We start from the raw sequence: 10916 nt of genomic DNA on the forward strand, positions 1-10916 counted from the left end.
AAGTTATATGCTTAATTTTTTTAATTGGTTCAGATACAGCAAAGTGATTGCTGAAACCAATAGTAACCTGTCGCTGGCGGCGTCCCGCTTTTCCTCTGATGGTTATCTGGATTTTATGACTGCCATGGAAAGCCGTGATGCGGTAACCAGAGGGGATTCACCTGAATCGGTATCACGTGCCAAAAATCGTTTCACCGTCACGGCAGGACAGGGACTGGCTGAAGGCTGGGGGCAGTGAATATATGACCCTACCCCAAAATCCTGCTCCATTCAGAAACAGAATTCCGGAATGATAAACACTCCCCTGAGTGGAGGTTGTGCCGATGAAAAAGTCGCGATTCACCGAAGAACAGATTGTCTTTGCCCTGAAACAGGCCGAGCTAGGTACATCGGTGCCTGAAGTCTGCCGTAAACTGGGTATCTCTGATGCCACCTTTTACACGTGGCGTAAAAAATACGGTGGGATTTCCCCTTCAGAGCTGAAGCACATGCGCCAGCTCGAAGAAGAAAATCTCAGGCTGAAAAGGCTGGTTGCTGATCTGAGCCTCAACAAGGCGATGCAGCTGTGACCTTCATGATTAATTACTATTAAACCATAGAGGATTATCTTGGGCCACGTAACTGCAGTATGTGCCAAGCTGTAGGGATAACAGCCCCCAGCTCAAAGTGATCAGACAGAAAATTACGTGTTATCCAGGTTGCTGAAACTATTGGCATTCGCGGAATGCTGGTACATGCGTTATCCGTTGAGGTCAGAGAATTCCGTATACGTGTAGGATTTGAACCTTCCCCCCCTTGAGCCGATGATGTTGATGATAACGTTGGGGGACTAGATCGAGAGTCTTTAATGGGGAAGAGGCTCGCAACTGATTTCTTGAAGCTTTATTGCGACTCTTCCTCAACGGACTACTCGGCGTAAGCCGGTTGAAAAACAGCATGCCCGATTTGACGCGCTGCATCGAGATAAGCCTTAGGCTCCCCCAGTTCTGGCAGCAGTAGCATTTCAGATGTCTTAACCGAAGCGCCACAATAATCAAAAATACCGTGCGTTATCTGCGCGTTAAAAGCATCGGTAAAACCATGCCGGTCATAGACGCCTTTGCTTGCCGCCCCCAGGGCAACCAGATGAACCGGTAAATGCCCCAGTTTTTTGACCACTGCCCCATCTGCCGTCTCTTCATAAGCCCAGCCATTGGAAAACACGCGGTCTATCCACCCCTTAAGCAAGGCAGGCATAGTCCACCAGTAGATTGGGAACACCAGAACCAGGGCATCCGCAGCATCAATTCGTGCCTGTTCTGCCAGAATATCCGCTGGAACAGTGGCCGTTTTTAAAAATGCGGCGATATCAGCGGCACCGTACACCGGATTGAAACCTTCCTGGGTAAGGTCGGCAATTTCAAACGTATGGGCGGGATCGGTCGCCGTTATCCCTTCGGCGATGGCTGCTGCAACACCATGGGTTAATGACGTATCGAGAGGATGAGACACAACGATGAGCGCGTGCATTGGGTGACTCCTATTGTCAGGGCGAGGTATAAAACGTACTCTATATACCAACAGTAAGTTACCATCGGTAAGTTACCTTTAGTATATAACACTGTCAACGGGTAAATATTGCCATGATCTCCAAACCACATTCACGAGTTCGGCTATCGAGAGAAGAGCGTTATCAGCAGTTGCTGACAACCGCATGGGAAATCATTAATGAAGAAGGCACCGAAGCGCTGACGCTCGGCCACCTGGCAGAACGCTCGGGCGTCACCAAGCCGGTGGTGTATGATCACTTCACCAACCGTTCGGGCCTGTTTGCCGCGCTGTATCAAGAGTTTGATAATCGTCAGACTGCACGGATGGATGAAGCTATCCAAAATACCAAACCGGAGCTAGAAGCCTTAGCCTCGGTCATTGCCACTTCCTACATTGAGTGCGTGCTGCTGCAAGGCCGTGAGATGCCTAGCGTCATGGCTGCACTAGCCGGTACTCCCGAGCTTGAGAAAATCAGGAATGATTACGCCGTGGTGTTCATCGAGAAATGCCGCCAGATCTTTACCCCCTTCTGCTGCGATAACCAACTTCAGGATGCCGCGCTATGGGGTATGCTCGGCTCTGCAGAAGGGCTATCCTACGCCACCAGCTGTGGTGCGATTACGGCAGCCCAGGCTAAGGAAGAGTTATTCGGCATCATTATTTCGATGGTGCAGCGAAGTGGCGATCGGCAGGATATGGCTATACCATAATAAGCACAGCGTTACCCCTCATCATGGAAGAGAGTTATGCCGACGATCGTTACCCACGCCGCAGTGCCGTTATGCCTTGGTTTAGGGCTGGGCCAGAAAATCATACCGGCCCGCTTGCTGCTCGCAGGCGTGGTTCTTTCTATGCTGCCGGATGCAGACGTATTAGCGTTTAAATTCGGCGTGGCTTACGGCAATCAGTTTGGTCATCGCGGTTTCACGCATTCACTGCTGTTTGCATTCCTGATGCCTAGCTTGGCACTGCTGTTCTACCGCTGGTTCAAGGCTAACCCCGTCAAGACCTGGTTGTTTCTGTTTATCTCGCTGTTATCCCACAGTTTGCTGGATTCGGTGACCACCGGAGGCAAAGGCGTCGGCTGGCTGTGGCCATGGAGTGACGAGCGTTTCTTTGCGCCCTGGCAGGTGATCCGCGTAGCGCCGTTTAGCCTCGAGAAATACCTGACTCCTGCTGGGCATGCGGTGATCATGTCGGAATTACTGTGGGTTTGGTTGCCTGGAGCCATCTTGATGACCGGCATGATAGCGCTGCGTAAGTTCATGCAGCGCAAGTGAGAGATTGATTAGGTTGGTAAGCGGCTTAACCGACAAAATCAATTCTGGTCAGCATCAGCGTGCCTTGTTGCAGAGTAAACTCTACACGCATACCTCCCTCACAGGCTTCTGACAACCCAGGGATCAGCAGGTTGGAACCCGTGCCGATAAATACGGCAAGCGTTCCGTCCTCAAAATCACCCGAACCGACCGAATCGCAGGTGCCTTCAACCAGCACTTTCTTCGCCCCATCATTGTAATAGAACTGCCCGTCCTCCTCGGCTGGGAAGTATTTTCTGGCCTGCTCCAACGGGGTTAATGAATTTACCCGGAAATCAGTCACCTGCTTTTTAGTGAGGTTGACACCCAGCAGCGGTATTTCCTTCAGACCATCCCTGATTTGCTGCGCATAGTGGTCAAACAACGCAGGGGTAATGCTCTGTTGATGTTCATCAGGCGTTCCTGCCAGGAAGGTATCAGCGACGTTCTCAAGCGGGAAGACAATATGCGCCTTTAAATAGGCCATATCGGCCGTCTTGACCGCCTGTTGGAATAGCTGGAACTGGGTGAGCATCTCGACCTTGAGGCTGTCATCGATCTCCTGAGGAGCCACCGAGAGGAGCGGCTGATTTACCGCTTCCAGCAGCTTTTGTTCGGTGATCGCCGAGGCTGGCCCACTGAAGTTGCACTTCTCCACGGTCTTGCTCTCAACCATCAGCGCCTGCCACTCTGCCTTGGCATCTTTGGCCATAACTGCATCGTAGTAATTCATCCCTTGCCGATCCTGGCTCTCTTCCCCTTCCAGTCGCCCGCAGAAATACGCCATCTTGCCGGTTGTGCACAGGTGAGAAACCACAAATCTGGGTTGGGCAATCCCCCCTTGATAACTGCGCCGGACCGCGTCCAGCAACGGTTTACGCTCCGCATCATAAAGGCCGACGTTTTGGCACCCGCTCGCTGCGGGTTCATCTTGAATAGTGCTATGGCATTGGGCCTGCGCCGGTGAGTCGACATAGGAGTCAAAATTGCTCACCGTCGTCCAGAAGCCTTCCGCTGACTGCTGCAATTCTCGATCGTAGACCACCGTCTTGCCGTTAATTTTGGCACTACCGCTACCATCATTGGTTTTAGCGGTGGCACAGAAATAGGCCTGCGAGCCGGAAACGCTCAGCTGTTTAACCACAAACTGGATATCGGTGGGATAACCGATATTGGCACGCATCTGATCCAGAATGACACGCCGTAGCGGATCGTTGGCATCCAGCGTCTGCCCTTGAACATAGGGGGCTAGCAACACCAGCAACAGCGCATATCTTTTCATGGGGCAAATCTCATCCTGAGCAGGCCTTACAGAGAGCGCCAGTATTGAAGCAATTTAGCCATCATTCAATAAAAAAACCCGCCGATGGCGGGTTTTGAGAAAAAGAGATGGAGCGACTTAAGCCTGATTGGCAGGAGTCACTTTACTGGCCAGGAACTCTTGTTCATAAGCCAGCGACTTTTTACGGTCGAACTGATGTTCCCATTTGGCAATCACCAAGACCGCCAGCGCATTGCCTACCACGTTCAGAGCCGTACGCGCCATATCGAGGATGCGGTCAACGCCGGCGATAAACGCCAAACCTTCCAGCGGAATACCCACGCTGCCCAAGGTCGCCAACAGAACCACAAAGGAGACACCTGGCACACCGGCAATCCCTTTTGAGGTCACCATCAACGTCAGAACCAGAATGATCTCTTGTCCCAGCGACAGCTCAATACCGTATAGCTGTGCAATAAAGATGGCGGCAATACTCTGGTACAACGTAGAACCGTCCAGATTGAAAGAGTATCCGGTAGGCACCACGAAGCTGGTGATGGATTTTGGCGCGCCGTAGGCCTCCATCTTTTCGATAATGCGCGGCAACACGGTTTCCGAACTGGCCGTTGAGTAAGCCAGGATCAGCTCTTCTTTCAAGATGCGGATCAACGTCCAGATACGCAGGTTACACAGCCGCGCAACAGCCCCCAGAACTACCAAACCAAAAAAGGCGATGGCGAAGTAAACCAGCACCACCAGCTTGGCCAACGGCAAGAGCGAAGCAAAACCGAAGTTGGCTACCGTGACCGAGATCAGGCCAAACACCCCGACCGGGGCGTAACGCATGATCATGTGGGTCACTTTGAACATGCTCTCAGCCACCGCTTTGAACACCTTCAGCAACGGCTCTTTGGTCTCTTTCGGCAAGGAAGACAGCCCCAGCCCAAACAGCACCGAGAAGAAGATGATCGGCAACATGTCGCCTTTGACCATCGACGAGAACACGTTAGAAGGAATTAACGAAAGGATGGTGGCCACTAGGCTATGTGAGCCGCTTTGCACCTGTTCCGTCGTTTTTTCATACTGTGAGATATCGACCGCGGTCAACGCCGACATATCAATGCCGTGCCCGGGTTGAAAAACATTAGCCAATGTCACACCCACGACGATCGCGATGGTGGTGATCACTTCAAAATAGATAATGGTTTTCAATCCAATACGGCCCAGCTTTTTGGTATCGCCAATACCGGCAATACCGACGATCAGCGTGGAAATAACAATAGGCACCACGATCATCTTGATCAAACGAATAAAGATATCACCGGCGGGGCTCAATATATTACTGACCATCCACTCACGTGATTCTGTTTGATTATGCAGCACTGCGCCCAGGATAATACCCAATACCAACGCGATCAGGATTTGCCAGGCCAGGCTGATTTTCACATTTTTCATACCCAAAAAGTCCTCAAAGACTCCGTGCCAACGTGTTAAAAAGCACCTAGGCTCCGGAAGGAATACTTAATCATTTATTGCAGGCTTATGTTTGTGAACCTCTGCGCCAACTGCCCTTGGTGTAACGCAGTATGAATCTGTACCATCTGAAGGCGGGCTTCTGCAAGCCTTGTTTCATCTCGGTTTTGTCCGTTTCACCAGCAAAAAACCAACAAACAAAAAACGTATCGAAACATAATTACTTGTTCTAAAAAACATAATTTTAGCTTGAGCAGAACAATAGTCGATAGGATAGGACGATTTTTAACCCAAATAAAAGTGCGTGATTTGTCATTGCATTTGCATATTTAGTCTAAAAATATGTTTCTGCATTGTTAACAAAAGGTTTTGCAAAAGAAAACAAAGTCCTCATGTGCCCCCCTTTAACAGCTGAGACAACGCTCAATATGATTCATGTAACTAATAAATGACAACAAAACAATTCATAAAACTTATTATTTGTACTTTCAAAAAACCAACATAATAACGGCAGTAAAAAATAACCCGTCGACATATTGCAGTTAACAATTACGCTGAGTATTTATAGCAGTTATTAATAGATTCTGATTCGCTGTAAAATATAACCTCGGACTTATTGTTTCCTGCACCCTCAAGCCGATGCCTCACGCTTAATGTTTTTAGTTATCTAAAAACTTTTTTAACAGAAATACGCCCATTACCGTCTTTTCACCGTCAACCAAACAGTTACACAACACAATTACGACAGTAACTATTACAAATCAACATCTTCGTTGCGTGATCTGCCGCCCAAAAAAGAAACAAAGCGTCATGGCAAACTATACTTAACCATCAGTTGACATATCATTAACAATTCTAAGGAGAAAAACCATGAGCCAACTGCACAAACACGCCATTCCTTCTGCAATTGCAGATCGTGCCCTGATCAATCCGGAGCAATACCAGCAGTATTATCAACAATCTGTACAAGACCCAGCGGCATTCTGGGGCGAGCACGGCAAGATCCTCGATTGGATCAAGCCCTATACCTCAGTGAAGAACACTTCTTTCGATCCTGGTCATATCAGCATCCGCTGGTTTGAAGACGGCACCCTTAACCTGGCGGCGAACTGTCTGGACCGCCACTTGGCCGAACGCGGCGATCAAACCGCCATCATCTGGGAAGGCGACGATCCGACCCAATCGGCCAAGGTCACCTACAAGCAACTGCATCACGATGTCTGCCAGTTCGCCAACGTGCTGAAAAAGCTCGGGGTGAAAAAAGGTGATGTGGTGGCCATCTATATGCCAATGGTGCCTGAGGCCGCCGTCGCCATGCTGGCCTGTGCCCGCATTGGTGCGGTGCACTCGGTGATCTTTGGGGGCTTTTCCCCAGAAGCCGTTGCTGGCCGTATTATCGATTCCAACTCCAAACTGGTGATCACCGCTGATGAAGGGCTGCGTGCTGGCCGCGCGGTACCGCTGAAAAAGAACGTCGATGATGCGCTGAAGAACCCAGGGGTGAAAAGCGTCAACAACGTGGTGGTCTTCCAGCGCACCGGTAAGCCGGGCTACTGGCAAGAAGGGCGCGATCTCTGGTGGCATGAGCTGACCGAAGGCGTCTCTGCCGACTGCCCACCGGAAGAGATGAACGCGGAAGATCCGCTGTTTATCCTCTATACCTCCGGCTCAACCGGCAAACCGAAAGGCGTGGTACATACCACCGGAGGCTATCTGGTTTACGCCGCGCTGACCTTCAAATACGTCTTCGATTACCACGATGGCGACGTCTATTGGTGCACCGCCGACGTGGGCTGGGTTACCGGCCATAGCTACCTGTTATATGGCCCATTGGCCTGCGGTGCCATTACGCTGATGTTTGAAGGCGTGCCGAACTACCCAGGCGTAAACCGTCTGTCACAGGTAGTGGATAAGCATCAGGTCAATATCCTGTATACCGCACCAACGGCAATCCGCGCCCTGATGGCCGAAGGCGACAAAGCAATCGAAGGCACCAAACGCGATTCGCTGCGCATTATGGGTTCCGTGGGTGAGCCCATCAACCCAGAGGCCTGGGAGTGGTATTACAACAAGATTGGTAACGCAAAATGCCCGATCGTTGATACCTGGTGGCAAACCGAAACCGGTGGCTTCATGATCACCCCGTTACCAGGTGCTACCGAGCTGAAGGCTGGCTCCGCCACTCGCCCATTCTTTGGCGTGCAACCGGCATTGGTCGACAATATGGGCACACCGCAGGAAGGCGCCTGCGAAGGCAACCTGGTGATCACCGATTCTTGGCCGGGCCAGGCTCGAACTCTGTACGGTGACCATGACCGCTTCGAGCAAACCTACTTCTCTACCTTTAAAGGCATGTACTTCAGCGGTGACGGCGCACGCCGTGACGAAGATGGCTATTACTGGATCACGGGCCGCGTCGATGACGTGCTGAACGTTTCCGGCCACCGTCTGGGCACCGCCGAAATTGAATCCGCATTGGTATCCCACCCCAAAATTGCCGAGGCCGCGGTGGTGGGTATTCCGCATAACATCAAGGGCCAGGCGATTTATGCCTATATCACCCTGAATCATGGGGAAGAGCCAACGCCGGAACTGTATGCCGAAGTGCGCAACTGGGTGCGTAAGGAAATTGGGCCAATCGCCACGCCAGATGTTCTCCATTGGACCGACTCTTTACCAAAAACGCGGTCTGGCAAAATTATGCGGCGTATTCTGCGCAAAATTGCCGCCGGTGATACCAGTAACCTGGGGGATACCTCAACGCTGGCGGATCCGGCTGTAGTCGAAAAGCTGTTGGAAGAGAAACAATCAATGAAAGTTCCATCCTAATCCGCGCTGCCTCCGGCCGTTCGTCTGCCATGCGCAGCTGAACGGCCTGTATACCTGAAAGCTTTCAACTGCAGTAAAGCCGATCCCAGACATTTGGCTGGGATGGGCCAAGGTGGCCCGCAGAGCGCCAATTTGCCAGTTGGAAGGGTATCGCGTGGCGTACTTGTTCAATACCTATTGGAGAAACTCGGATGAATGAAGATATTTATCAAAGGATTGAAGAAAACCCGCGCTTTCAGGAGCTGGTGCAAAAGCGCAGCCGTTTCGCCTGGCTCCTGTCACTGATCACACTCGCGCTGTACGTCGGCTTTATCTTACTGATCGCCTTCGATCCTCAGTGGCTGGGAACTCCACTCGGCCCCGGATTAACCATTACCCGTGGGATCCCGGTTGGCGTGGGATTGATCGTGATTTCTTTCGTGTTAACCGGGATCTACGTTTACCGTGCCAACGGTGAATTTGATCGCCTGAATGCTGAAATCCTGCGCGAGGTGAAGCAATGAAGCGCCTACTTTCAGCTGCCACACTATTGGCCCTGCCAGGCCTAAGCCATGCCGATGCCATTGGAGGTGCCGTACAGCGCCAACCGTTGAACATCCAGGCCATCATCATGTTCCTGCTGTTCGTGGGTGCCACCCTTTACATCACCTACTGGGCTTCCAAACGTACCCGCTCTCGTCAGGATTACTACACCGCTGGCGGGCGCATCACCGGGTTGCAAAACGGCCTGGCTATCGCTGGCGACTTTATGTCTGCAGCATCGTTCCTCGGTATCTCCGCGCTGGTCTATACCTCCGGCTATGATGGGCTGATTTATTCCATCGGCTTCCTGATTGGCTGGCCAATCATATTGTTTCTGATTGCCGAGCGGCTACGTAACCTTGGCCGATATACCTTCGCCGACGTGGCCTCTTACCGCCTGAAACAGAAGCCGATCCGCTCACTTTCAGCCTGTGGTTCCCTGGTGGTGGTAGCGCTGTATCTGATCGCCCAGATGGTGGGCGCGGGCAAATTGATCCAGCTGCTTTTCGGCCTCAATTATCACGTCGCCGTTGTCTTGGTCGGTATATTGATGGTGCTGTATGTCCTGTTCGGTGGCATGCTGGCTACCACCTGGGTGCAAATCATCAAGGCCGTGCTGCTGTTGGCCGGTGCCAGCTTTATGGCGCTGATGGTCATGAAATCTGTCAACTTTGACTTCAATACCCTGTTTGCCGAAGCCGTGAAGGTGCATCCGAAAGGGCTTGCCATTATGAGCCCGGGCGGACTGGTCTCCGACCCTATATCCGCCCTCTCCCTGGGTCTGGCATTGATGTTCGGTACCGCCGGTTTGCCACATATCCTGATGCGTTTCTTCACCGTTAGCGATGCCAAAGAAGCGCGTAAGAGCGTGTTCTATGCCACCGGCTTTATCGGTTACTTCTATATCCTGACCTTTATTATCGGTTTCGGTGCAATCCTGCTGGTCAGTGCCAATCCGGCCTTCAAGGATGCCAGTGGGGCATTGCTGGGCGGTAATAACATGGCGGCGGTGCATTTGGCTAACGCGGTGGGGGGTAACTTCTTCCTTGGCTTTATCTCTGCGGTGGCCTTTGCCACGATCCTGGCGGTAGTTGCCGGGCTAACCTTGGCGGGTGCTTCTGCGGTTTCTCACGATCTCTATGCCTGTGTCATCAAGAATGGCAAAGCGACCGAGCGTGATGAGCTGAAAGTTTCCAAAATCACCGTGGTGTTGCTCGGGGTGGTGGCTATCGCGCTGGGGATCCTGTTTGAGAAGCAGAACATCGCCTTTATGGTGGGGCTGGCATTCTCCATTGCGGCCAGCTGTAACTTCCCAATCATCATTCTTTCCATGTACTGGTCACGCCTGACCACGCGCGGGGCAATGATCGGCGGGTGGCTTGGTCTGTTAACCGCAGTGATCCTGATGATCCTGGGCCCGACTATTTGGGTGCAGATCCTCGGCCATGCCAAACCGATTTACCCTTACGAATATCCGGCGCTGTTCTCTATGTTGGTCGCCTTTATCGGCACCTGGTTCTTCTCTGTGACCGACAATTCGTTGGTTGGGCAGCAAGAACGCGTGAAATTCCGTTCCCAGTTTGTACGTTCACAAACCGGGCTGGGGATTTCGCAGGGGAGTGCACACTAAGGTGTTGATTTGGGCTGAGGTCGACTCGGCCCTTCTGCAAAGAGTTAGCCTGCTGGGTCTTCCGGCAGGTTAATTTGTCAGATCGAGTCATACTTCCCCTCACCCTAACCCTCTCCCCCAGGAGAGGGAATCGATCGAGCTCGCTGATATTCCTGCGTCATACTCCATACTTAGGCTTACTCATCACTGCAGAAGTAGTATGGCTAATCAAAGGTTCCCACTTCCCGAAGCAGCACGGGCTTATCCACGACGCCGGACTGTTCCCTCTCCCCCACTCGGATGTTCAGGATGTTCCCGGTTGGTACTCTGGGAGAGGGTTGGGGTGAGGGGCTTTCACTGCCATTTTCTGTTTTTGACCCATAGCAAAAAGCCT

The 10916-nt window shown here is 51.8% G+C and carries 9 protein-coding genes and 2 pseudogenes; 8 read left to right on the forward strand and 3 right to left on the reverse strand.

Annotated elements, in window-relative coordinates; genetic code table 11:
• Window positions 1–7 precede the first annotated feature (7 nt).
• From N6G83_RS48170 to N6G83_RS48180, 3 genes and pseudogenes are all read left to right on the forward strand, one after another.
• On the forward strand, window positions 8–238 hold the full coding sequence (locus N6G83_RS48170) for a fimbria/pilus outer membrane usher protein (protein WP_143182309.1): 231 nt from the start codon (window positions 8–10) through the stop codon (window positions 236–238).
• Window positions 239–323: 85 nt separating this feature from the next.
• Window positions 324–560, forward strand: a pseudogene (locus N6G83_RS48175) (transposase); the annotation flags it as partial.
• A 113-nt stretch (window positions 561–673) separates the two neighbouring features.
• A pseudogene (locus tag N6G83_RS48180) lies at window positions 674–833 on the forward strand (GNAT family N-acetyltransferase); the annotation flags it as partial.
• 73 nt (window positions 834–906) lie between these two features.
• Here the strand turns inward: N6G83_RS48180 and N6G83_RS48185 are convergent.
• A complete protein-coding gene (locus N6G83_RS48185; protein ID WP_199063651.1) occupies window positions 907–1509 on the reverse strand; it encodes an NAD(P)H-dependent oxidoreductase in 603 nt (200 codons plus the stop codon).
• Window positions 1510–1625: 116 nt separating this feature from the next.
• Here N6G83_RS48185 and N6G83_RS48190 point away from each other — a divergent pair, with 116 nt between their 5' ends.
• Window positions 1626–2240, forward strand: a complete 615-nt coding sequence (locus tag N6G83_RS48190) for a TetR/AcrR family transcriptional regulator (protein WP_199063654.1) — start codon at window positions 1626–1628, stop codon at window positions 2238–2240.
• 36 nt (window positions 2241–2276) lie between these two features.
• Window positions 2277–2810, forward strand: a complete 534-nt coding sequence (locus N6G83_RS48195; protein WP_211134731.1) for a metal-dependent hydrolase — start codon at window positions 2277–2279, stop codon at window positions 2808–2810.
• Window positions 2811–2835: 25 nt separating this feature from the next.
• On the opposite strand, the gene N6G83_RS48200 is transcribed toward N6G83_RS48195, so the two are convergent.
• Both N6G83_RS48200 and gltP read right to left on the reverse strand, forming a co-directional pair.
• On the reverse strand, window positions 2836–4110 hold the full coding sequence (locus tag N6G83_RS48200; RefSeq protein WP_211134732.1) for a hypothetical protein: 1275 nt from the start codon (window positions 4108–4110) through the stop codon (window positions 2836–2838).
• A 117-nt stretch (window positions 4111–4227) separates the two neighbouring features.
• The gene (gltP, locus tag N6G83_RS48205; RefSeq protein WP_024531058.1) at window positions 4228–5544 is read right to left on the reverse strand and encodes a glutamate/aspartate:proton symporter GltP; all 1317 of its coding nucleotides are present in this window, start codon (window positions 5542–5544) and stop codon (window positions 4228–4230) included.
• A gap of 888 nt (window positions 5545–6432) precedes the next feature.
• Between gltP and acs the strand changes: the two genes are divergently transcribed.
• From acs to actP, 3 genes are all read left to right on the forward strand, one after another.
• Window positions 6433–8391 (forward strand): acetate--CoA ligase, encoded by a 1959-nt coding sequence (gene acs, locus N6G83_RS48210; RefSeq protein WP_024531057.1) that lies wholly within the window; start codon window positions 6433–6435, stop codon window positions 8389–8391.
• 191 nt (window positions 8392–8582) lie between these two features.
• On the forward strand, window positions 8583–8894 hold the full coding sequence (locus N6G83_RS48215) for a DUF485 domain-containing protein (protein WP_021182245.1): 312 nt from the start codon (window positions 8583–8585) through the stop codon (window positions 8892–8894).
• Window positions 8891–10543 (forward strand): cation/acetate symporter ActP, encoded by a 1653-nt coding sequence (gene actP, locus N6G83_RS48220; RefSeq protein WP_024531056.1) that lies wholly within the window; start codon window positions 8891–8893, stop codon window positions 10541–10543. The genes N6G83_RS48215 and actP overlap by 4 nt, the downstream gene beginning before the upstream one ends.
• Window positions 10544–10916: the final 373 nt, after the last annotated feature.

The sequence above is a fragment of the Serratia sp. PL7 genome (assembly GCF_945957435.1).

Excerpts from the sequence above, each read along its gene's own strand:
- N6G83_RS48170 (WP_143182309.1), top strand. The coding sequence starts at position 8 with ATGCTTAATTTTTTTAATTGGTTCAGATACAGCAAAGTGATTGCTGAA.
- N6G83_RS48185 (WP_199063651.1), bottom strand. The coding sequence starts at position 1,509 with ATGCACGCGCTCATCGTTGTGTCTCATCCTCTCGATACGTCATTAACC.
- N6G83_RS48195 (WP_211134731.1), top strand. The coding sequence starts at position 2,277 with ATGCCGACGATCGTTACCCACGCCGCAGTGCCGTTATGCCTTGGTTTA.
- N6G83_RS48200 (WP_211134732.1), bottom strand. The coding sequence starts at position 4,110 with ATGAAAAGATATGCGCTGTTGCTGGTGTTGCTAGCCCCCTATGTTCAA.
- gltP (WP_024531058.1), bottom strand. The coding sequence starts at position 5,544 with ATGAAAAATGTGAAAATCAGCCTGGCCTGGCAAATCCTGATCGCGTTG.
- acs (WP_024531057.1), top strand. The coding sequence starts at position 6,433 with ATGAGCCAACTGCACAAACACGCCATTCCTTCTGCAATTGCAGATCGT.
- N6G83_RS48215 (WP_021182245.1), top strand. The coding sequence starts at position 8,583 with ATGAATGAAGATATTTATCAAAGGATTGAAGAAAACCCGCGCTTTCAG.
- actP (WP_024531056.1), top strand. The coding sequence starts at position 8,891 with ATGAAGCGCCTACTTTCAGCTGCCACACTATTGGCCCTGCCAGGCCTA.